Origin of the sequence: Delftia sp. WSY_12, from assembly GCF_043104645.1 — a bacterium.
Lineage (GTDB): Bacteria > Pseudomonadota > Gammaproteobacteria > Burkholderiales > Burkholderiaceae_C > Comamonas > Comamonas tsuruhatensis.
Genome location: NZ_JBICKW010000025.1, coordinates 115,653 through 137,402, shown reverse-complemented (window position 1 = coordinate 137,402; position 21,750 = coordinate 115,653). Strand labels below are relative to the sequence as shown.

16 protein-coding genes are annotated in these 21,750 nt (G+C 66.6%); 10 read left to right on the top strand and 6 right to left on the bottom strand.

The window, feature by feature from the left end:
- Nucleotide 1: 1 nt before the first annotated feature.
- The 7 genes from ACF8LI_RS17385 (at nt 2) to ACF8LI_RS17355 (ending at nt 10,228) form a co-directional block, all read left to right on the top strand.
- On the top strand, nt 2–802 hold the full coding sequence (locus tag ACF8LI_RS17385) for a spermidine synthase (protein WP_047468244.1): 801 nt from the start codon (nt 2–4) through the stop codon (nt 800–802).
- Nucleotides 803–871: 69 nt separating this feature from the next.
- A complete protein-coding gene (locus ACF8LI_RS17380) occupies nt 872–2,674 on the top strand; it encodes a GspE/PulE family protein (RefSeq protein ID WP_016445734.1) in 1,803 nt (600 codons plus the stop codon).
- A gap of 196 nt (nt 2,675–2,870) precedes the next feature.
- Nucleotides 2,871–3,359 (top strand): tripartite tricarboxylate transporter TctB family protein, encoded by a 489-nt coding sequence (locus ACF8LI_RS17375; protein WP_016445735.1) that lies wholly within the window; start codon nt 2,871–2,873, stop codon nt 3,357–3,359.
- Nucleotides 3,360–3,374: 15 nt separating this feature from the next.
- On the top strand, nt 3,375–4,886 hold the full coding sequence (locus ACF8LI_RS17370) for a tripartite tricarboxylate transporter permease (RefSeq protein WP_016445736.1): 1,512 nt from the start codon (nt 3,375–3,377) through the stop codon (nt 4,884–4,886).
- 153 nt (nt 4,887–5,039) lie between these two features.
- A complete protein-coding gene (locus ACF8LI_RS17365; RefSeq protein WP_016445737.1) occupies nt 5,040–6,356 on the top strand; it encodes a DUF3422 family protein in 1,317 nt (438 codons plus the stop codon).
- A gap of 140 nt (nt 6,357–6,496) precedes the next feature.
- On the top strand, nt 6,497–7,294 hold the full coding sequence (locus tag ACF8LI_RS17360; protein ID WP_016445738.1) for an SDR family oxidoreductase: 798 nt from the start codon (nt 6,497–6,499) through the stop codon (nt 7,292–7,294).
- 183 nt (nt 7,295–7,477) lie between these two features.
- Nucleotides 7,478–10,228: an EAL domain-containing protein gene (locus tag ACF8LI_RS17355; RefSeq protein WP_016445739.1), complete on the top strand. Its 2,751-nt coding sequence runs from the start codon at nt 7,478–7,480 to the stop codon at nt 10,226–10,228.
- Here the strand turns inward: ACF8LI_RS17355 and ACF8LI_RS17350 are convergent.
- Nucleotides 10,203–11,114 carry a DMT family transporter gene (locus tag ACF8LI_RS17350; protein WP_034364101.1) on the bottom strand — a complete coding sequence of 304 codons (912 nt, stop codon included), beginning with the start codon at nt 11,112–11,114 and terminating at the stop codon, nt 10,203–10,205. The genes ACF8LI_RS17355 and ACF8LI_RS17350 overlap by 26 nt on opposite strands.
- A 141-nt stretch (nt 11,115–11,255) precedes the next feature.
- Here ACF8LI_RS17350 and ACF8LI_RS17345 point away from each other — a divergent pair, with 141 nt between their 5' ends.
- Entirely contained in the window at nt 11,256–12,236 is a 981-nt protein-coding gene (locus ACF8LI_RS17345) for a quinone oxidoreductase family protein (RefSeq protein ID WP_392413461.1), read from the top strand.
- Nucleotides 12,233–13,075: an NUDIX domain-containing protein gene (locus tag ACF8LI_RS17340; protein ID WP_392413459.1), complete on the top strand. Its 843-nt coding sequence runs from the start codon at nt 12,233–12,235 to the stop codon at nt 13,073–13,075. The genes ACF8LI_RS17345 and ACF8LI_RS17340 overlap by 4 nt, the downstream gene beginning before the upstream one ends.
- Before the next feature lie 6 nt (nt 13,076–13,081).
- On the opposite strand, the gene ACF8LI_RS17335 is transcribed toward ACF8LI_RS17340, so the two are convergent.
- The 4 genes from ACF8LI_RS17335 to ACF8LI_RS17320 form a co-directional block, all read right to left on the bottom strand.
- Entirely contained in the window at nt 13,082–14,746 is a 1,665-nt protein-coding gene (locus tag ACF8LI_RS17335; protein ID WP_013800898.1) for a Na/Pi cotransporter family protein, read from the bottom strand.
- Nucleotides 14,747–15,009: 263 nt separating this feature from the next.
- Entirely contained in the window at nt 15,010–15,525 is a 516-nt protein-coding gene (gene lspA, locus ACF8LI_RS17330) for a signal peptidase II (protein WP_013800899.1), read from the bottom strand.
- Nucleotides 15,526–15,545: 20 nt separating this feature from the next.
- Nucleotides 15,546–18,401, bottom strand: coding sequence for an isoleucine--tRNA ligase (gene ileS, locus ACF8LI_RS17325; protein WP_392413456.1), 2,856 nt, complete (start codon nt 18,399–18,401; stop codon nt 15,546–15,548).
- A gap of 105 nt (nt 18,402–18,506) precedes the next feature.
- Entirely contained in the window at nt 18,507–19,556 is a 1,050-nt protein-coding gene (locus ACF8LI_RS17320; RefSeq protein ID WP_034399628.1) for a bifunctional riboflavin kinase/FAD synthetase, read from the bottom strand.
- Between the two features lie 157 nt (nt 19,557–19,713).
- Between ACF8LI_RS17320 and ACF8LI_RS17315 the strand changes: the two genes are divergently transcribed.
- Nucleotides 19,714–20,322: an HNH endonuclease gene (locus ACF8LI_RS17315; RefSeq protein WP_016445747.1), complete on the top strand. Its 609-nt coding sequence runs from the start codon at nt 19,714–19,716 to the stop codon at nt 20,320–20,322.
- A 9-nt stretch (nt 20,323–20,331) separates the two neighbouring features.
- Here ACF8LI_RS17315 and ACF8LI_RS17310 read toward each other — a convergent pair whose 3' ends face one another.
- Nucleotides 20,332–21,654 (bottom strand): tetratricopeptide repeat protein, encoded by a 1,323-nt coding sequence (locus ACF8LI_RS17310; protein WP_017405184.1) that lies wholly within the window; start codon nt 21,652–21,654, stop codon nt 20,332–20,334.
- Nucleotides 21,655–21,750 lie beyond the last annotated feature (96 nt).

The window sequence follows — 21,750 nt, the reverse complement described above, 5'->3', positions numbered from 1 at the left end:
CGTGATACGCAAGACCCGTGGCGCCGCCAAGGCCGCCCCTTCCTCTCCCGCCAACGCCGCAGATGCCGAGCTGCCCGAAGTCAGCGTCTCCGACGATGGCGATGTGCGCCACCTGCACCTGGGCACGCCCTGGATACAGGGCTCCATGCGCATACGCGAGCCCTTCGAGATCGAGCTGGAGTACGTGCAGCGCATGATGGCCTGGCTGCTGTTCATGGAACCCGCCAGCGTGGCCGGCCGCCATGCCATGCAGCTGGGCTTGGGCGCCGCGGCCATCACCAAGTTCTGCCACAAGAAGCTGCGCATGCGCACCACGGCCATCGAGCTGAATCCGCAGGTGCTGGCCGTGTGCCGCAGCTGGTTCAAGCTGCCGCCCGACAGCGACACGCTGCGCGTGGTGCTGGCCGATGCGGCCCAGGAAATCCGCAAGAGCCAGTGGCTGGGCACGGTCGATGCGCTGGCCGTGGATCTCTATGACCACGATGCGGCCGCGCCCGTGCTGGACAGCGCCGAGTTCTATGCCGATTGCCGCAATCTGCTGACCGAGGACGGCATCATGACCGTCAACCTGTTCGGCCGCACCTCCAGCTACGAGCGCAGCCTGGCACGCATGGCCGAAGCCTTTGGCGAAGAGGCCATGTGGGCCTTCCGCCCCACGCGCGAAGGCAACACCGTGGTGCTGGCCCAGCGCACGCCGCGCGCGCTCGACCCCGCAGCGCTGCAGGCCGCCAGCGCCCAGGTGCAGGCCCGCTGGGACCTGCCCACCACGCGCTGGCCCAAGATCTTCGTGCGGCCCTGGTAGAGCGGGCTGGCCGGGCAGGGAGGCCGGCAGGCTTACCATAGGGCGCAGTTCAGCTTCCGGCCCAACGCCATGTCCGACCCGACCTCCACCGCACAGCCCACAACCGCCGTCGCTCCGCGCAATCCTTCGGGGCCCCTGGACTGGCGCAGGCTGGTGCAGTGGCTGCAGGCCGACGGCGTGATCACGGCCGAAGAGGCCCAGCGCACCGTGGCGCGCTGCTCGCAGGCCGAGAGCACCCAGCACCCGCTGGTCCGGCTGGCCAACGTGGGCGTGGCCCGGGCCGGTGACGGGCGCGCGCTGGACATCGAGGAGCTGACCCAGTACCTGGCGAGCCGCAGCGGCCTGGCCTACCTGCGCATCGACCCGCTGCGCGTGGATGCGGGCCGCGTGGGCGAAATCATGAGCGCCAGCTATGCCGAGCGCCACAAGGTGCTGCCCGTGCAGGTGTCGCCGCAGGAAGTGGTGGTGGCCACGGCCGAGCCGTTCATCGACGACTGGGTGGCCGAGGTCGAGCGCCAGGCGCGCCGCAAGGTGCGCCGCGTGCTGGCCAGTCCGGTGGACCTCAAGCGCTACACGGGCGAGTTCTTCGCCTTGGCCAAGTCGGTGCGCGCTGCCGAGAAGGCCGGCGGTGCGGCCAGCGCGGCCAGCTTCGAGCAGCTGGTGGAGCTGGGCAACAGCAGCAAGCAGCTCGATGCCAACGACCAGGGCGTGGTGCGCGTGGTGGACTGGCTGTGGCAATACGCCTTCGACCAGCGCGCCAGCGACATCCACATGGAGCCCCGACGCGACCAGGGCGTGATCCGCTTTCGCATCGACGGCGTGCTGCATCCGGTCTACCAGGTGCCCATGGGCGTGCTCAACGCCATGGTCTCGCGCGTGAAGCTGCTCGGGCGCATGGACGTGGTGGAAAAGCGCCGTCCCCAGGATGGGCGCATCAAGACCCGCAACCCGCGCGGCGACGAGGTGGAAATGCGCCTGTCCACGCTGCCCACGGCCTTTGGCGAAAAGCTGGTGATGCGGATCTTCGACCCCGACAACACGGTCAAGGACTTGGACGCCCTGGGCTTCACCAGCCATGACGCCCAGCGCTGGAACGAGCTGGTGCGCCGCCCGCACGGCATCATCCTCGTGACCGGTCCCACGGGCTCGGGCAAGACCACCACGCTGTACTCCACGCTCAAGCGCGTGGCCACGGAGGAGGTCAACGTCAGCACCGTGGAGGACCCGATCGAAATGATCGAGCCCAGCTTCAACCAGACCCAGGTGCAGACGCAGCTGGACTTCGGCTTCACCGAGGGACTGCGTTCGCTGATGCGCCAGGACCCGGACATCATCATGGTGGGCGAAATCCGTGACCTGGCCACGGCCGAGATGGCCGTGCAGGCCGCGCTGACCGGCCACCTGGTGTTCTCCACGCTGCACACCAACGATGCGCCCAGCGCCGTGAGCCGGCTGATGGAGCTGGGCGTGCCGCCCTACCTGATCAACGCCACGCTGCTGGGCGTGCTGGCCCAGCGCCTGGTGCGCACGCTGTGCCCGCAATGCAAGCAGCGCGACGAGGAGACTTCGGCCGCCACGCTGGCCGAGGCCGTGCGGCCCTGGAAACTGTCAGGCAGCTACCAGCCCTACAAGCCCGTGGGGTGCGTGGATTGCCGCATGACGGGCTTTCGCGGGCGCATGGGCCTGTACGAGCTGCTGACCGTGAGCGAGGCGCTCAAGCAGCAGATCCACACCTCACCGTCCATGGATGCGCTGCGCCGCCAGGCCGTGCAGGACGGCATGCGTCCGCTGCGCCTGGCCGGAGCCCTGCGCGTGGCCGAAGGCGTGACCACGCTGCAAGAGGTCATGGCCAGCACGCCCCTGCTGGGCTGACTGGCGGATAAAAACGTAAGTGCCTGCTCTTGCGCAGGCCGTTGCCAATGATGGATGGGGTGCCTGGCATGGGCACCCTTTTTTCCTCATGCGGGTAGGACATGAGGGTATGCCCTTTGTAGGTGGAATCCACATTCGGACACAGTTTTTCTGAACGCAAAATCGCCGGGTCGTGATTCCGTAAGGAGACATTCTCGTGAAAATCAAGAGTCAGAAAGACTTTTTTTCCGGCGTGATGTTTTTGGTTGTCGGCCTCGCTTTTGCGATCGGCGCAACCAACTACACCGTCGGCACCGGTGCCCGCATGGGCCCGGGCTACTTCCCGCTGATCCTGGGTGTGCTGATGTCCATTCTGGGCACGGCCATCTGCTTCTCCGGCCTGACCAAGGGACCCTCCGGCGGTGACAAGATCGGCAAGTGGGCGTGGAAGCAGGTGTTCTTCATCCTGGCCGCGAACTTTGCCTTCGGCATCCTGCTGGTCGGCGTTCCCAATCTGGGCATTCCCCAGTTCGGTCTGATCGTCGCCATCTATGCGCTGGTGTTCATCGCCAGCCTCGGCGGCCATAGCTTCAACTTCAAGGAAGTGGCAATTCTGGCCACCGTTCTTGCCGTAGGCAGCTATGTGGCCTTCGTGTGGGCACTGAATCTGCAGTTCCCCGTCTGGCCCAGCTTCATCACCGGCTAAGCAGGAGCATCGTCCGTGGAACTTTTTCAGAACCTGGCGACCGGCTTCGGCGTCGCCTTCACTTTCCAGAACCTGATCTACTGCTTCGTCGGCTGTCTGCTCGGTACGCTCATCGGCGTGCTTCCAGGCATCGGCCCCGTGGCAACGATCGCCATGCTGCTGCCAGCGACCTACGCCCTGCCTCCGGTGGCGGCGCTGATCATGCTGGCCGGTATCTACTACGGTGCGCAGTACGGTGGCTCGACCACCGCCATTTTGGTGAACCTGCCGGGTGAATCCTCGTCCGTGGTGACCGTGATCGACGGCTACCAGATGGCCAGAAAGGGGCGAGCGGGACCCGCTCTCGCTGCCGCAGGACTCGGCTCGTTCTTCGCAGGCTGCGTGGGCACCGTGATCCTGGCCGCCTTCGCGCCTCCGCTGACGGAAGTGGCCTTCAAGTTCGGCCCTGCCGAGTACTTCTCGCTGATGACCCTGGGCCTGATCGGCGCCGTGGTGCTGGCTTCGGGCTCGCTGCTCAAGGCCATTGCGATGATCGTGCTGGGCCTGCTGCTGGGCATGGTCGGTACCGACGTGAACTCCGGTGTGGCCCGCTACAGCTTCGACATTCCCGAACTGACCGACGGTATCGACTTCGTCGTGATCGCCATGGGCGTGTTCGGCTACGGCGAAATCATTGCCAACCTGTCCAAGCCCGAGGACGAGCGCGAAGTGTTCGCAGCCAAGGTGACGGGCCTGATGCCCACCGCCGAGGACTTCAAGCGCATGCTGCCTGCCATGCTGCGCGGCACGGCCCTGGGTTCTGCCCTGGGTATCCTGCCCGGTGGCGGTGCCATGCTGTCGGCCTTTGCTGCCTACACCATCGAGAAGAAGACCAAGCTCAAGCCGGGCGAAGTCCCCTTCGGCCAAGGCAACATCCGTGGCGTGTGCGCGCCCGAGTCGGCCAACAACGCAGGTTCGCAGACCTCCTTCATCCCGCTGCTGACGCTGGGCATTCCGCCCAACGCCGTGATGGCGCTGATGGTGGGCGCGATGACCATCCACAACATCCAGCCGGGCCCGCAGGTGATGACCAGCAACCCCGAGCTGTTCTGGGGCCTGATCGCCTCGATGTGGATCGGCAACCTGATGCTGATCGTCCTGAACCTGCCGCTGATCGGCGTCTGGATCAAGCTGCTGACCGTGCCCTACCGCTGGCTGTTCCCGTCCATCGTGCTGTTCTGCGCGATCGGCGTGTACGGTACCAACAACAACACCTGGGACGTGTGGATGGTGGGTATCTTCGGCTTCGTGGGCTATGTGTTCCACAAGCTGGGCACCGAACCGGCTCCCTTGCTGCTGGGCTTCATCCTGGGCCCGATGATGGAAGAAAACCTGCGCCGTGCGCTGCTGCTGTCGCGTGGCGACTGGAGCGTGTTCGTGACCCGTCCGATCTCGGCCGGCCTGCTGCTCGCCGCCGTGGTGCTGCTGGTGGTGGTGCTGATGCCCGCAGTGAAGAACAAGCGCGAAGAAGCATTCGTCGAGGATTGATCGCCTCAGCGCTGCAACCATGTTGCTTGACGGCCCTTCGGGGCCGTTTTTTTTTGCGTCGACGAGAAATGCACGTGAAAGCTGTTGATCCCGGATGGCAGGAGGACGCAGCGCCCGTGCCTGCACAATAGCGCGCAGTCTTTCGAGGTCACGATGTCCCCACTTCTGTCATCCCAGCACCCGCTGCGCGTGCTGCTGCACAACGAGATCCATGCGCGTCCAGCCGAGGAAATGCAGGCGCCGCTGGCCATCACCCACGTGGTGATGCTCACCGACGCGGCCCAGCGCGAGGCCAGCCGCGCCCATGTGGCCACCCTGCTGCGCAACCACCACCTGCCCCCGCCCGATGCGGCGACCACGCATGTGCTCATCGATCTGGGCGCCTTTCACCTGCGCTGGGAGCTGCACACGGAATTCGTCTGCTGGACCTTCAGCAAGCCCATGTCGCAGGCCGGCATGGACGATGTGCGCGAGCCCGAGGCCGCCATCGACTACGTGCCGCGCGACTGGCTGGCTGCATTGCCTGGCCAGTGCCTGAGCGGCCTGCACCTGTGGGCCTTGCAGGAACAGGCGATCAACGAGCCGCACCTGGTGCGCCACCTGTTGCAGGAAGACACGCTGGTGGGCGCACGCGTGGCCGGCGATGCGGGCAAGGTCTACACGGACTTCGCCATCCATGCCGATGGCTTCTCGCGCATGCTGCTGCTGGCCGGCGAATCGCTGTCGCCGCGCCGCCTGGGGCGGCTGGTGCAGCGCCTGCTGGAGATCGAGACCTACCGCATGGCGGCCTTGCTGGGCCTGCCTGCCGCCCGCCAGGCCGCTGCCGTTCTGGCCACGGCCGAGCGGGACCTGGCGGCCCTGGCCCATTCCATCCGCCTGGCGGACCGCGATGCCGAGCCGGCGCTGCTGGACCGGCTCACGCGCCTGGCCGGGCAGGTGGAGAGCGAGTACGCCACCACGCACTCGCGCTTTTCCGCCAGTGCGGCCTATTTCGAGCTGGTGGACAAGCGCATTCAGGACATCCAGGAATCACGCATCGACGGCATACAGACCATCCGCGAGTTCATGGACCGGCGCCTGACGCCGGCGCGCAGCACCTGCGAATGGGCGGCGCGGCGGCAGAACGCGCTGTCCGAGCGCGTCTCGCGCGTCAGCAGCCTGCTGCGCACGCGCGTGGAGATCGAGCAGCAGCAAAGCAGCCAGCAACTGCTGGGCGCCATGAACCAGCGCCAGGACATGCAGCTCAAGCTGCAGTCCACGGTGGAAGGCCTGTCCGTGGCCGCCATCACCTACTACTTTACGGGCCTGATCAGCTATCTGGCCAAGGGCGCCAAGGCCCTGGGCTGGCCCTGGTCGCCGGAGAGCACGGCCGCCGTCGCCATTCCCGTGGTGGCGCTGGGTGTGTGGTGGTCCTTGCGCAGGCTGCACCACAGGCTGTTCCGTGGCCAGCACGGCGGCGGCGCGCATTGAAGGCAGCGCCAGGGGCTCGCCGGTGTGCCGGCGAGTTCACGTTTTCTCACGTTTGGCGTGAAAGCGTCGAAGCCTCGCGCACAATGTGCGCTGCCGTTCTGCAAGGATCGAGCAAGGTTGTGTTTGTTCAGGAGTGAGACATGGATCTGGGAATCGCGGGCAAGTGGGCCCTGGTATGTGGCGCCAGCAAGGGCCTGGGCTTTGGCTGTGCCAAGGCGCTGGCGCAAGAGGGTGTGAACCTGGTGATCAATGCGCGCAATCCCGAGGCCCTGCAGGAGGCCGCGGCCAGCCTTGCGGCCCTCGCGCCGCAGGTGAAGGTGCTGGCCGTTGCCGCCGACATCACCACCGAGGAAGGCCGTGCCGCCGTGCTGTCGGCCGCCGGCGGCCCGGGCGTGGATTTCGATATCGTCATCACCAATGCGGGCGGCCCGCCTCCCGGCGATTTCCGTGACTGGGACCGCGCGGCCTGGCTCAAGGCCGTGGACGCCAACATGCTCACGCCCATCGAGCTGATCAAGGCCACGGTGGACGGCATGGCGGCACGCGGCTTCGGCCGCATCGTCAACATCACGTCCAGCGCCGTGAAGGCGCCCATCGACATCCTGGGCCTGTCCAACGGCGCGCGCAGCGGCCTCACGGGCTTTGTGGCGGGCCTGGCGCGCAGCGGCATCGCGGCCAAGGGCGTGACCATCAACAACCTGCTGCCCGGCAAGTTCGACACCGACCGCCTGCGCACCACCTTCACGGCCGCCGCCAACAAGAGCGGCAAGAGCCTGGACGATGTGCGCCTGGTGCAGCAATCCCAGGTGCCGGCGCGCCGCTTCGGCACGCCCGATGAATTCGGCGCCATCTGCGCCTTCCTGTGCAGCGCCCACGCAGGCTACATGACGGGCCAGAACATCCTGCCCGACGGCGGCCTGTACGCAGGAACCTTCTGATGCGCCAGGGCACTGCGACCATGACCGCCTCCGGAGCCCGCAAGCCCCGGGCAGTGCCAGGCATGGCCGCGCAGTTGCAAACGGGCGGCGGACAGGGGCGGTCTTGAAAACCCCGGCCCTGCATCGCGGCCAGCGGCCTCGCCGCAGCCTGCCCATGTCGCATGCCATGCAGGGAGCCGGGAGATGAGCGAACTGTCCCACCAGACGGACTGGTCGCAGGCGATTGCAGGCCCCTCCGCGCGCCCGGCGGCTGCGCTCAGTCCCCCAGGCATGCGCCATACCCTGGGCCTGATGCTCGTGCTGCTGACGGTGGCCCTGGCGGCCGCCGTCGTCTGGCTGCTCAGCGGCATGCGCACCACCGCGCAGGAAGAGGCATCGCTGCGCCTGGTGCGCTTTGTGCTCGGTACCGAGGCGGCCATCAGCCGCAGCCTTGAATCCCTGGACGCACTGGCCATGGGGGTGGATGAATGGCTGGGTTCGCGCGATCCCGCATCGGCCTCGCAGCCGCAACTGCAGGAGATGCTGCACGCCATGGAGCGGCAGAACACGCTGGCGCGCCGCGCCTCCGTGCACGACTCCAAAGGCCGCGAACTGGCGGCTTCTGGCGATGGCCCGGCCATTGATCTGCCGGCCCAGGCCTGGGAGCGCCTTGCGGCCCAAAGCCGCTCAGAATTGCTGGCCAGCCCGCCCTCCGTGGCGCCGCAGCCGCCGGGCGGCGAGCGCATGCTCTATCTGGTGCGCCCGCTGAGCCGTGCGCAGCAGGGTGGCTATGTGCTGATGCAGGTGCCGGTGGCGGCGCTGGGCGCGGTGCTGGCCCAGGGCGGCGTGCTGGACGGACTGGAAGTCACGCTGGAGCAGGGCAGCGGCGAGCTGCTGCTGTCCATGCCCCCCTACGGCGAGGCCTCGGCTGCGCGGTTGCTGCCGGCGACATCGCAGTTGGCGTCCAGCGGCGTCATGCCCATGGCCGCACGCCTGAGCCGAGTGCCCGCCCTGGTGGCCGCGCATCCGCTGCCCAAGGGCAATCTGTGGGTCACGGCCAGCCTGCCCATGTCCTCCGTGCTGGCGGGCTGGCGTGTGGCGGCCTGGCTGATGGTGCTGGCCGTGATGATCTTCGGCGTGCTGCTGGCCATACTGGGCTGGACGGTCCACCGCTACATGGATCGCCTGCATGCCGCGCGCCGTCAGGCACAGCGCTCCGAGCAATGGCTGGACCAGGCGCTGGACAGCATGGTCAGCGGCTTTTTGCTGCTGGATTCACAGCAGCGCGTGCTGCGCTGGAATCGCTGCTACGAGGAGATGTTTCCATGGCATGCGGATCAGCTGGAGCCCGGCCGGCCCCTGCAATCCCTGCTGGATGCCAGCCCCAGCGCCGTGGGTCTGGTGGCGGCGCCGGAGCAGATCGATGAGGCGAAGGACCTGCACCGGCAACTGGTGCTGCGTCCTGGCGTCCCCATGGAGCAGCAACTGGCCAGCGGCCGTTTCGTGCAGATGACGGCGCGCCCGGCTGCCGAGGGCGGCGTGGTCATCACCTACAACGATGTCACCGATATCCGGCTGGCCACGGCCGAGATCGAAAGCCTGGCCTTCTACGATCCGCTGACCAGCCTGCCCAATCGCCGCCTGCTGCTGGACCGCCTGGCCCAGGCCACGGTGCTGGCTGCGCGCGAAGGCTGGACCGGGGCGCTGCTGTTCCTGGACCTGGACCAGTTCAAGATGCTCAACGACACGCTGGGCCATGAAGTGGGCGACCAGCTGCTGCAGCAGGTGGCGCACCGGCTGCGCAGCGCCGTGCGCTCTTCGGACACGGTGGCGCGCCTGGGGGGCGATGAATTCGTGGTCATGCTCTGCGAGCTGTCGCACGAGCCTGCCGAGGCGGCCACGCTGGCCCAGCGCATTGGCGAGAAGATCCTGGCGCGGCTCAACCAGTCCTATGTGCTGGGTGCCCACCTGCACCGCAGCGCCTGCAGCATTGGCGCCACGCTGTTCGGCCGCCAGCCGCAGTCGGCGGCCGAGCTGCTCAAGCAGGCGGACATCGCCATGTACCAGATCAAGGCGCGCAACGGCAGCGGCCTGTGCTTCTTCGATCCGCAGATGCAGGTGGAGATCCACCAGCGCGTGCGCATGGAGGGCGACCTGCGCCAGGCCCTGGCGCAGTCCCAGTTCGAGCTGCACTACCAGCCCCAGTTCACGCTGGCAGGCGAGGTCATCGGTGCCGAAGCCCTGCTGCGCTGGCGCCACCCCGAGCGCGGCCTGGTACCGCCCGGCATGTTCATCGCCGTGGCTGAGGAAAGCGAGATCATCGTGCCGCTGGGCATGTGGGTGGTGCGCACGGCCTGCGAGCAGCTGGCCGCCTGGCAAAAGGATGCGCGGCTGCGCCATCTGCAGGTGGCCGTGAATGTCAGCGCCCGCCAGTTTCGCCACCAGGACTTTGCCTCCCAGGTCATCGAGCAGGTGCGCAGCGCAGGCATCGCCCCCCATCTGCTCAAGCTGGAGCTGACCGAGTCGCTGGTGATCGAGAACGTGCAGGAGTCCATCGCCAAGATGAAGCAGCTGCGCAGCCATGGCGTGTGCTTTTCCATGGACGACTTCGGCACCGGCCATTCCTCGCTGACCTACCTTACCCAGCTGCCGCTGAACCAGCTCAAGATCGACCAGTCCTTCGTGCGCCACCTGGGCATGCGCCATACCGACGATGTGATCGTGCAGACCATCATCGGCATGGCTCGCAACCTCAACCTGGATGTGATCGCCGAAGGCGTGGAAACGCTGGAGCAGCGCGCCCTGCTGGCGCACTACGGCTGCGAGTACTTCCAGGGCTATCTGTTCAGCCCGCCCGTTCCCATCCGCGCGTTCGAACAGCTGCTGGCCAAGGTGCCCGTGCGCACCGCGGCACACGGCCTGCCCAAGGCTATCCCCGGCGCGAAGACACCATGATGCCGCCCACGATGAGTACGAACGCCAGGCCGTGGTACAGGCGCGGCGCTTCGCCCAGCAGCGCGATCGACAGCAGGGCGGTGAACAGCGGGATCAGATTGCCGAAAAAGCCCGCCACGGCCGGGCTGCTGCGCTGCACGCCCAGCCCCCAGAAACGGTAGGCCAGGATGGCCGGGCCCAGGGCGATGAACAGCAGTGCCCCGCCCAGAGGCCAGCCCCACTGAATGTGGAACTGCCCCATGGCCATCTCGCCGCCCGTGAACAGGCCGGACCAGCCCAGGCCGAAGACCATCTGGGCCAGCAAAAATCCTGCCCAGTCCGAGCGCAGCCGCTGCGGGACCTGCGCCTTGGACAGCAGCCAGGTGTAGAGGGCCCAGACCATGGTGGCCAGCACCATGAACAGATCGCCGGGCACGAGCTGCAGATGCAGCAGCAGCTCGGGATCTCCGCGCGACAGCACCACGGCCACGCCCAGCATCGACAGCAGTGCGCCCAGCAGTTGGCGCCGGCTGACGGGAATGCCCCATACGATGCGGCCCAGGGCCAGCATCCACACCGGCATGCTGGAGCTGACCAGGGTGACGTTCAGCGGCGTCGAGGTCTTGAGCGCCAGATACAGCAGCGCGTTGTAGCAGCCGATGCCCAGCAGGCCCAGCACGGCGAACTGCCGCCAGTGGCTCCAGGTGCCGCTGCTGCGGCCCAGTGCCCATCCTGCCAGCGGCACAAGCAGGACAAAGGCAATGGCCCAGCGCAGGAAGTTCAGCGCAAACGGCGAGATCAGGTCATGGACCAGGCGACCCACGATGGCGTTGCCGGCCCACAGCAGGGGCGGCAGCGTCAGGATGGCGGCGGTGGACAGCTTCAGCGGCGGGCTCGTGTGGCTCATAGGCCCGCCACTATAGGTGCTGCGAACGCTCTTTGCCGGCCTTGCGCCAGTCCTGTGCGGGCCCGGTGCAGCGTCTTGCGCGTGGCCTCCCGAAACATGGCACGATGCCGCTCTTGTTGGTTTTTTGCAGGAGTGCATCCCATGGGTATTGCAGTGCAGATCCGCCACAACGGCGGCCCCGAAGTCCTGGAGCTGGTGCAGGTCGCCGTGGGCGAGCCCGGGCCGGGCCAGGTGCGCATACGCCACCATGCGGTGGGCCTGAACTTCATCGATGTCTACCAGCGCTCGGGCCTGTACTCGCTGCCCATGCCCTTGAGCCTGGGCATGGAGGGCGCAGGCGTGGTCGAGGCCGTGGGAGAGGGCGTGCAGCACCTGGGCGTGGGCGACCGCGTGGCCTATGCCAGCAATCCGCCGGGCAGCTACAGCGAGGTGCGCGTCATGCCCGCCATGTGCGTGTGCCGCCTGCCCGATGCCATTGCGTTCGAGACGGCCGCCGCCATGATGCTCAAGGGCCTGACCGCGCAGTACCTGCTCAAGAAATGCATTCCGGTCGAGGGCCTGGCACCGGGTGATGCCGTGCTGTTCCATGCGGCGGCCGGTGGCGTGGGCCTGATCGCCTGCCAATGGGCCAGGGCACTGGGCCTGCAGCTCATCGCCACGGCAGGCTCGGACGAGAAGTGCGCGCTGGCCCTGGCCAACCGTGCAGCCCATGCCATCAACTACCGCAGCGAGAACTTCGCCGAGCGCGTGCAGGAGATCACGGGCGGCCAGGGTGTGAAGGTGGTCTACGACAGCGTGGGCAAGGACACCTGGGAAGGCTCGCTGGCCTGCCTGCGGCGCTTCGGCCTGTTGGTGAGCTTCGGCAACGCCTCGGGCCCCGTGGCGCCTTTCGCTCCTGCCGTGCTGGCGGCCAAGTCGCTGTATGTGACGCGCCAGACCCTGTTCTCCCACATCACCAGCCGCGAGGCCACCCAGGCGATGGCCGACGATTTGTTCGCCGTGGTGGAAAGCGGTGCCGTGAAGATCCATATCGACCAGCGCTATCCGCTGGCCGAGGTGCGCCAGGCCCACATGGACCTGGAGGCGCGCAAGACCACCGGCTCGACCATCCTGCTGCCATGAGTGTGCAAAAGCGCCTGACTGATCCGGCTGACCCGGCCGACCCGGCCGTGAAAGCCTGGCTGGACCGCCTGCGCGCCGACACGCGCCAGCCCGCGCTGCAGCCGCGCCGGCCGTTGCTGGTGACGGGGCAGGAGACCGGTTCGCTGGAAGACGGCCTGGCCGCGCTGCTGCCGGACGATGTGATGCATGCCCACGGCGTGGCACTGCGCCTGCAGGCCGGCCAATGGCATCTGCAAGGCCAGGGCGATGCCACGGTCCTGCTCAACGCCCTGGCCCGGGTGCTGCGTGCCACGGGCCACAGCGGCCCCTGGCGCGATGAGCAACTGGCCGTGTGCAACGTCCAGGGCCAGCGCATTGCCACCGTGGAGCGCGGCGCCGTGCGCCCGCTGGGCATTGCCACCCAGGCCGTGCATCTGGTGGGCGAGACGGCCGATGGCCGCATCTGGGTGCAGCAGCGCGCCGACAACAAGCCCACCAACCCCGGCATGTGGGACACGCTGATGGGCGGCATGGTGGCCGCGTGCGATACCGTGGCCGAGGCCGTGGAGCGTGAAACCTGGGAAGAGGCCGGCTTGCGCGTGGCCGAGCTGCAGGGCCTGCGCCATGGCGGCCATGTGCTGTTCGAGCGCCCCAGTGACGAGGCCGAGGGCCGGGGCTTCATGCGCGAGCGCATCGACTGGTTCAGCGCCACCGTGCCGCCGGCGCTGGAGCCCGGCAACCAGGATGGCGAGGTCCAGGCTTTTGCGCTGATCGAGCGCGACCAGCTCGTCGAATGGCTGCTGCAGGGCCGCTTCACGCCCGAGGCCGCCCAGGTGCTGGCGGCCTGGCTGGGCTGGTGAAACGCTTCAGCGCGCCGTCTTGTTCAGTGCCGATTCCTTGAGCCGGCTGGGCGCCAGGGCGCCGGCCGATTCGAGGATGGGGTAGGCCACCGAGCACAGCAGCGAGTTGATGCGCTTGAGGTCACTGATCAGGTCGATGTGCAGCGAGCTGGTCTCTATGCTGGAGACGGTGTTGTCGGACAGGCGCGCCAGGTGGGTGGCCGAGTAGGCCAACTCCAGGTCGCGGAAACGCGCCTTTTCCTCCAGCAGCTTCTGTGCCTCGCGCACATTGCCGTTGAGGAACACGCTCATTGCCAGGCGCAGGTTGTCCAGCAGGTGGTGCAGCAGCTCGCGGATCTCCTGCGTGCCGGCCTCGGAGAACTGGCGGCCCTTTTTGATCTTCTTGTCCTCGATGTCCAGCAGCACGCGCTCGATGATGTCGCCGATCTGCTCCATGTTGATGGTGAAGCTGATGATTTCCGTCCAGCGCTGGCCCTCGCGCTCGTCCAGTTCGGCGCGCGAGATCTTGGTCATGTAGTACTTGATGGCCGAGTACAGATCGTCCACCGTGCCTTCAAGCTCGCGCAGCTCCTGGGACAGCTTGAGGTCGTCGGTCTCCAGTACCCGCTGCATGCCGATCAGCATGGACTCGACCATGTCGGCCTGGTGCAGGGCCTCGCGCGCGGCGCAGGAAATGGCCAGCGATGGCGTGCTCAGCGCCGACGGGTCCAGGTGGCGCGGGCGCAGCAGGCTGGTGGAGCTGGCCTCGGGCTTGGGCAGCAGGGCCGTCACCCAGCGCGCCACGGTCTGCGTGAGGCCGATGAAGCACAGGCTGTTGAAGATGTTGAAGGCCAGGTGGAACAGCACGATGTTCTGGCCCTTGCCGTCGATCATCGGCATCACGTAGGTGGCCCACAGCCCCAGGAAGGGCGCCACGATGGCCACCCCCATGATCTTGAACAGCATGTTGCCGATGGTGACCTGGCGCACTTCGGTGCTGGACTTGGCCGTGGTCAGCACGGCCACCAGGCCGCTGCCGATATTGGCGCCCAGCGTCAGGCCCAGCGCCACTTCCATGGGAATCGCGCCCGAGCTGGCCATGGCCGCGATCAGCAGCACGATGGCCAGGCTGGAATAGGCCATCACGGCCAGCAGCGCACCCAGCAGCAACTCCATGAAGATATCGCTGGTGACCGAGCCCAGCAGGGTGCGCACGGCGGGGGCTTCCAGCAGCGGCTCGGTGGCCTCGACCACCAGGCGCAGCGCCAGCAGCATCACGCCCAGGCCGATCAGCACGCGGCCTATGCGCCCGGCCGTGGTGTCCTGGCGGGTGATGAACAGCACCACGCCCACGAAGATGAACAGCGGCGACAGCCAGGACAGGTCGGTGGAGAACAGCACGGCCATCAGCGCCGTGCCCACGTCGGCGCCGCGCATCACGGCCAGCGCGGCCGGCAGCGAGATCAGGCCCTGGCCCACGAAGGCCGAGGTCATCAGCGAGGTGGCCGTGCTCGACTGCACCAGCGCAGTCACACCCAAACCCGACAGCGCAGCCGAGAAACGGTTGCTCATGCTGTGGGCGAGCAGGTCGCGCAGGTTGGCGCCGAACACCCGCAACACGCCGGTGCGGACCATGTGCGTGCCCCAGACCAGCAGGGCGATGGCGGCCAGTAGATTGAGTAAGTGCTTCATGTGCTGTGAGCGGAGAAGCGGACCAATATAACCCCGGTCCCGGCTTGCGCGCAGGAGAGTCGGCCGCATGAGCGCACAGTTTGGTGCGAAATAAAGAAAATTGTAGAAATAAAACGAATCAAAAAGAATTTCGGTTGACCAAAAACGCACTCAGGAAAACCCGAGGAGAAAGCCCGTTGGCACGCAGTTGGCGGCAGCCTCCATGAAAAAGCCCCTCGCAGGAGGGGCTGGGCTGGCTGTCGTGGCGTGCGCCGCGGCGGGGATCAGGTTCTTTTGGCCCGCCGTGCGCGCAGCACCTCGTCCAGGATCAGCAGGCCCGCGCCCACGCTGATGGCGATGTCGGCGGCATTGAAGGCCGGAAAGTGCGAACGGCCCCAGTAGAAGTCCAGGAAGTCCACCACGTAGCCGTGCTGCAGGCGGTCCACCACGTTGCCGATGGCGCCGCCCAGGATGCTGGCCAGCGAGAAGCAAAACAGCTTCTGCCCCGGATGCTTGCGCAACTGCCAGACGATGAGCAGCGTGGCCGCCACGCCGATGCCCACGAACAGCCAGCGCTGCCAGCCGCCCGCTCCGGCCAGGAACGAGAAGGCCGCGCCCGTGTTGTGGGCCCGCACGATGTTGAAGAAGCCCGTGATCGGCGTCCAGTCACCCAGCTGGTAGGCACCAAGGATCCACTGCTTGGTGAGCTGGTCGATGGCGATGATCGCCAGCGACCAGGCCAGCCAGGGCCAGATGCGGCTGTTGCGGGATTCGGGGACCGCAGCAAAGGTAGGGGTCATGGCAGCGCCTCAGGGGTTGATTACGCCTTGTGGCGCTCTTCGCCAGCACCGTGCAGGTTGCTGTCGCAACGGCCGCACAGGCTGGGGTGCTCGGGGTTGATGCCCACGTCGGCGCGGTAGTGCCAGCAGCGGTCGCACTTGGCGTGGCTGCTGGGTGTGACGGCGGCCTGCAGCGCCTCGCCCGCCAGGGCCTCGGCCGCCGAGGTGATGAAGACGAACTTCAGGTCGTCGCCCAGGCTTTGCAGCAGGGCCAGGTCTTCGGGCTGGGCCGAGACACTGACTTCGGCCTGCAGCGAGGAGCCGACCCGGCCTTCGGTGCGCACGGCCTCGATGTCCTTGTTCACCACGTCGCGGATCTCGCGCAGGCGCGCCCACTTGGCCAGCAGGGCCTCGTCACCGGCCGGCAGGTCGGTGTAGGTCTCCAGGAAGATGGACTCGCTGTCGCCGAAGACCTTCCAGGCCTCCTCGGCCGTGAAGGACAGGAAGGGCGCCATCCAGCGCAGCATGGCATGCGTGATCTGGTGCAGGGCGGTCTGGGCGCTGCGGCGGGCCAGGCTCTTGGGCGCGCTGGTGTACAGGCGGTCCTTGAGCACGTCCAGGTAGAAGCCGCCCAGGTCTTCCGAGCAGAACAGCTGCAGCTTGGCCACCACGGGGTGGAATTCATAGACCTTGTAGTGGGCCAGCAGCTCGGCCTGGAACTGGGCCGCGCGGGCCAGGGCCCAGCGGTCGATCTCCAGCAGCTCTTCGGTGGGAACCGAGTCCTGCGCAGCATCGAAGTCGCTGACGTTGGCCAGCAGGAAGCGCAGCGTGTTGCGGATGCGGCGGTAGGCGTCTACCACGCGGGCGAGGATCTTGTCGTCGATGCCCAGGTCGCCCGAGTAGTCGGTCGAGGCCACCCACAGGCGGATGATCTCGGCGCCCATCTTGTTGCTCACGTCCTGCGGGGCGACGGTGTTGCCCAGCGACTTGGACATTTTCTTGCCCTGGCCGTCCACGGTGAAGCCGTGGGTCAGCAGGCCGCGGTAGGGCGCGCGACCGAAGATGGCCGAGGCCAGCAGCAGCGACGAATGGAACCAGCCGCGGTGCTGGTCATGGCCTTCCAGGTAGAGGTCGGCCTCGGGGCCCTGGTCGTGGTGCATGTCGGCGTGCGTGCCGCGCATCACGTGCCAGAAGGTGGAGCCGGAGTCGAACCAGACTTCGAGGATGTCGGTGCTCTTGGTGTAGTGCACGGCCTCCTCGGCGCCCAGGATGTCCTCGGCCGTCACGCGGCTCCAGGCCTCGATGCCGCCCTGCTCGACCATGGTGGCCGCCTGGTCGATGATCTCCATGGTGCGCGGGTGCAGCTCGCCGCTGTCCTTGTGCAGGAAGAAGGGCAGGGGCACGCCCCAGCTGCGCTGGCGCGAGATGCACCAGTCGGGGCGGCCGGCGATCATGTCGCGCAGGCGGGTCTTGCCGTTCTCCGGGTAGAACTGGGTGTGCTCGATGGCTTCCAGTGCGATCTGGCGCAGCGTCTGCGCGGGCTTGTCGCCGGGCTTGGTGAACACGCCCTCGCCCTCGTCCATGCGGATGAACCACTGGGCTGCGGCGCGGTAGATCACGGGCGTCTTGTGGCGCCAGCAGTGCGGGTAGCTGTGGGTGATGGTCTTGGTGTCCATCAGGCGGCCGGCCAGCTTGAGCGCGTCGATGATGACGGGCGTGGCCTTCCAGATGTGCTGGCCACCGAACAGCGGCAGCTCGGGTGCGTAGACGCCGTTGCCCTGTACGGGGCTCAGGATGTCTTCGCGCGTCATGCCGTTGTTCATGCAGCTGTTGAAGTCGTCCACGCCATAGGCGGGGGCCGAGTGCACGATGCCGGTGCCGTCATCGGCCGTGGCGTAGTCGGCCAGGAACACGGGCGAGACGCGGTCGAAGCCCTTGTCCATATCGGCCAGCGGGTGCTTGAACTGCAGGTGGTCCAGCTTCCTGCCCACGGCGGTGGCGACGACCTGGCCTTCGAGCTTCCAGCGTGCCAGACACTTCTCGACCAGGGCCGAGGCCACGATCAGCAGACCGCGCTCGGTGTCCACCAGGCTGTATTCCAGCTCGGGGTTGACGTTGAGCGCCTGGTTGGCGGGGATGGTCCAGGCCGTCGTCGTCCAGATGACGATGAAGGCTGGCTTGGCCAGCGATGGCAGCCCGAAGGCGGCCGCCAGCCTGTCGGGCTCGGCCGTGGGGAACATCACGTCCAGCGTCTGGCTTTGCTTGTCGGCGTACTCGATCTCGAACTCGGCCAGCGAGGAGCCGCAGTCAAAGCACCAGTACACCGGCTTGAGGCCGCGGTAGACGAAGCCGCGCTCCATGACGCGCTTCAAGGCGCGCAGCTCGGCGGCCTCGTTGGCGTAGTTCATGGTCTTGTAGGGATGGTCCCAGTCGCCGAGCACGCCCAGGCGCTTGAAGTCCACCATCTGCTGGGCGATCTGCTCGGTGGCGAATGCACGGCTCTTGGCCTGCATCTCGTCGCGCGGCAGATTGCGGCCATGCAGCTTTTCGATGGCGTTCTCGATGGGCAGGCCGTGGCAGTCCCAGCCCGGCACGTACATGGCGTCGAAGCCCTCGAGCTGGCGGCTCTTGACGATCATGTCCTTGAGCGCCTTGTTCACCGCATGGCCGATGTGGATCTTGCCGTTGGCGTAGGGCGGGCCGTCGTGCAGGATGAACTTGGGCGCACCGTGGCGCGCATCGCGCAGCTTCTTGTAGATGCCCTTGTCCTCCCATTCCTGGACCCAGCCCGGCTCGCGCTTGGGCAGATCGCCGCGCATGGGGAAGGGCGTGTCGGGCATGTTCAGCGTGGCGCGATAGCCCGCATTGGCGTTGGGAGAGACTTTCGAATCAGACATGGAGAACCTTGAAAGCAGGCCAGAGCCCGGACCGTCTGGTCCAGGCACGGGGAAAAGGGGAGGAAGCCTGGTGCGCACCCGCGCCCGGGCAGGTGACGGAGATCGTCAAATTCGGTCGCGCGTGGTCTGGCGACGGGTCTCGGTGTAGATGGGTGTGTGGATGGTGGCGAAGAACGCGCGCGCGTCATCGCAGTCCTTGGCGATGCCGGCGGTGAGGGCGTCGAGACTGTCGTACTTCAGCTCGTCGTGCAGTTTGTGCAGAAGTTCCACGCGGATGATTTTACCGTAGGCCTCTTCGCCACCCGGCGCGCCGGGCCAATCGAGGCAGTGGGTTTCCAGCAGGACGCGCCCGCCGTTGACATCCGTCGGGTCCAGGGAAGGGCGCACACCGAGGTTGGCCACGCCGCGCAGAGGACGCTCATGCAGTCCGTGGACCAGCACCGCGAAGATGCCGCTGGCCGCGGGCTTCCAATGGTTGAAGCGCAGGTTCAGCGTTCGAAAGCCGTCGCCCGCGCCCTGGCGGCTTTCGGCCAGGCTGCGGCCCAGCTTGCGCCCGTGGACCACATGGCCGGAGATGGTGTAGGGATGACCCAGCAGCCGCGCCGCATCCTGCATGCGCCCCTCGGCCAGGGCGCAGCGCACATGGGTGCTGGACACGCGCAGGCCATGCACTTCGTAGCTGTTCATGCGGGCCACGTCAAAGCCCTGGCGCTGGCCTGCCGCGTCCAGCATGGCGTAGTCGCCCGCGCGCTGGGCGCCGAAGCGGAAATCGTCGCCGACCAGCACGTATTTCGCGCCCAGGCCGGCCACCAGCACCTCATCGATGAAGGCCTGGGGCGCCTGGCTGGCCAGCGCCCGGTTGAAGGGCAGCACCACGGTCTGGTCCACGCCGCAGCGCTGCAGCTCCGACAGCTTGTCGCGCAGCGTGCCTATGCGCGCCGGCGCGATCTCGGGCCGGCCCAGGGCCTGGGCGAAGTAGTCGCGCGGATGGGGCTCGAAGGTCAGCACGCAGGTGGGCACGCCACGCTGGGCAGCTTCAGCCGACAGCAGGGCCAGCATGGCCTGGTGACCCCGGTGAACACCATCGAAATTGCCGATGGTGACGGCGCAGGCCGGTTCTCGCCCTGGATGGTTGAAGCCTCGAAAAATCTTCATGGGACGCTTTGTTTTCAATAGCGGCTGGCACGCGCGCAGCCAGCACAGGCTGTCAATCCGACACGGAAACAGAGTATATTGCCTCGATAAGGCCTGCCTTGCAGGCCCTGTGCACTGGCTGCATTCCCGTTCACCTTGGTGTCAGAGGAGGCGTGTCGTGAAGGTCTTGAAGCTGTCGGCCCAAGGGCTGCCCCAATCCTGGATTACGCTGGAGCAGGCGGCGCTGCATTACGCGGCGGACGATGTGCGCTGGGAGTCCGGCGGGGAAGTCGCCTGTTTCCGCGGTGGCCACAATGCCGTCACGGGCTGCCAGTCGGTCATCCACATCAACAGCATCATCGGCACGCGCGGTGCGCCCTCCATCAACCCGCACAGCCTGCAGCCGGGCCTGACCAACGGCAAGCTGTTCGCACGCGACCGCTGCATCTGCGCCTACTGCGGCCGGGTCTTCCACGAAAACGACCTCACGCGCGAACACATCGTGCCCATCTCCGCAGGCGGCGGCCATCACTGGATGAATCTGGTGACTGCCTGCCGTTCCTGCAACCACCGCAAGGGCGCCCGCACGCCTGAACAGGCGCGCATGCCCCTGCTCTACACGCCCTATGTACCCAGCCTCTGGGAAGACTTCATCCTGCGCAACCGGCGGATTCTGGCGGACCAGATGGAGTTTCTGCTGCTGCACGTGCCCAGAAGCTCGCGCTGGGCGCGCGATAGCCTTGTCGGGGACGGTGGTGCGCCCACGCACGAGGTGGCGTGGGCTTGATGAGAACTGTCAGGCAGCGGTCTTGGTTGCGGTCACGACGAAGCCCTGAACCGGTTGCCCGCCTTCCTGCCGCAGCACCAGTTCCTCGGTCGATACGCTGAAGCCCGCTTGCTTGCACAGTGCTTCGATATGGCTGCGCTTGTGGGCGTAGCGTTGGCTGGGCTTGGGCTGCAGGATCAGGTCCGGGCCATCTTCCGGAGCCGTCTCGCAGGAGAGGATGAGCTCGCCGCCTGTCTTGAGAATGCGTGCCGCGTTGGGAACAACCAGTTGGGGATCGCCGATATAGATCAACACGTCCAGCAGGGTCAGAACATCGTATTCATTGGCCGGTGTGTTTTGCAGCGCATCCACCAGATCCACATTGTGGAAACGGTCATAGACGCCGTGTTTGGCAGCTTCCTCGATCATCTTGAGCGAGCTATCCACGCCGATCAGATAGCCTTGCATCGGACCCAGGAACAGCCCCAGCAAGCCGGTGCCGCAGCCCAGGTCCAGCAGATTGAAGTCCTTGGCCGGGTGGCGCTCCATCAGCTGGCCAGCAACGATTTTCGGTAGTTGGTAGTTCAGGCCAAGAACCAGATGCTTGTCGAAGCGCCCGGCCATCTCGTCGAACATGGCCTGGTGCATCTTTACTGGAATATGTTTGGGAGTCTCGGCTCGTGCCAGCGCCGCGTAGTAGGCCAGTGTGGCGTCCTGCGGGAATTTCGCCTCGAGCGTCCGGATATCGTCCAGAGCCGCTGTGGTTTCGCCACGTGCGATTTGGACCTTGATGCGCCCCATTTTGTAGGCAGGCTGTTCCGGGAATTCATCCACCAGGGCGTTCCATATCTGGAGCGCCTCGGAGTGTTCTCCCAATTCGGCCAGATCGGCAGCCAGATGCTGTCGCAGCAGAGCATCGTTGGGGAAAAGTTCCAGTCCCCTGCGAAGGTGAAGGACGGCCATTTCAAGCTTGCCGGCACGGTGTGCGATGTCCACAACGCCGGCCAGCACCTGGGGATTGCGGGGCTCGATGCGCGCCACTTTCTCCGCCATTTCAATGGCGAGATCGAACTGATCGCGACGCGCACGGTAGAGGGCCGATTCCAGCAGACCCGGACCCCACATCGGTGCGAGTTCAACGCAGCGATTGAAGGCTTCCTCTGCTTTGGCGGGGTTGCCTGCCTTCTCTGCCATCAGCCCTGCCAGCATGAATACGCGGGCATCGCCAGGCATCTTGCGGTGAGCCTTGTTCAGAGTCTGTGCGGCCTTGCGCAGATCGCCGTTGGAGATCTGCTGGCGAGCCATTTCCAGGTGCTTGCGGTTGATATCGGCGGGGATGGAAGTAGCGCTCATGGACAGGTGTGTGTTTATGGCCAGGATGAGGCGGGCCTTGATGGCGGCAAATGCCGACAGGCCACGCCAGTGGCGAACTTTTCATTATCGTGGATT

Coding starts and splice junctions, on each gene's coding strand:
- ACF8LI_RS17380 (WP_016445734.1), top strand. CDS start 872: ATGTCCGACCCGACCTCCACCGCACAGCCCACAACCGCCGTCGCTCCG.
- ACF8LI_RS17365 (WP_016445737.1), top strand. CDS start 5,040: ATGTCCCCACTTCTGTCATCCCAGCACCCGCTGCGCGTGCTGCTGCAC.
- ACF8LI_RS17360 (WP_016445738.1), top strand. CDS start 6,497: ATGGATCTGGGAATCGCGGGCAAGTGGGCCCTGGTATGTGGCGCCAGC.
- ACF8LI_RS17355 (WP_016445739.1), top strand. CDS start 7,478: ATGAGCGAACTGTCCCACCAGACGGACTGGTCGCAGGCGATTGCAGGC.
- ACF8LI_RS17350 (WP_034364101.1), bottom strand. CDS start 11,114: ATGAGCCACACGAGCCCGCCGCTGAAGCTGTCCACCGCCGCCATCCTG.
- ACF8LI_RS17345 (WP_392413461.1), top strand. CDS start 11,256: ATGGGTATTGCAGTGCAGATCCGCCACAACGGCGGCCCCGAAGTCCTG.
- ACF8LI_RS17340 (WP_392413459.1), top strand. CDS start 12,233: ATGAGTGTGCAAAAGCGCCTGACTGATCCGGCTGACCCGGCCGACCCG.
- ACF8LI_RS17335 (WP_013800898.1), bottom strand. CDS start 14,746: ATGAAGCACTTACTCAATCTACTGGCCGCCATCGCCCTGCTGGTCTGG.
- lspA (WP_013800899.1), bottom strand. CDS start 15,525: ATGACCCCTACCTTTGCTGCGGTCCCCGAATCCCGCAACAGCCGCATC.
- ileS (WP_392413456.1), bottom strand. CDS start 18,401: ATGTCTGATTCGAAAGTCTCTCCCAACGCCAATGCGGGCTATCGCGCC.
- ACF8LI_RS17320 (WP_034399628.1), bottom strand. CDS start 19,556: ATGAAGATTTTTCGAGGCTTCAACCATCCAGGGCGAGAACCGGCCTGC.
- ACF8LI_RS17310 (WP_017405184.1), bottom strand. CDS start 21,654: ATGAGCGCTACTTCCATCCCCGCCGATATCAACCGCAAGCACCTGGAA.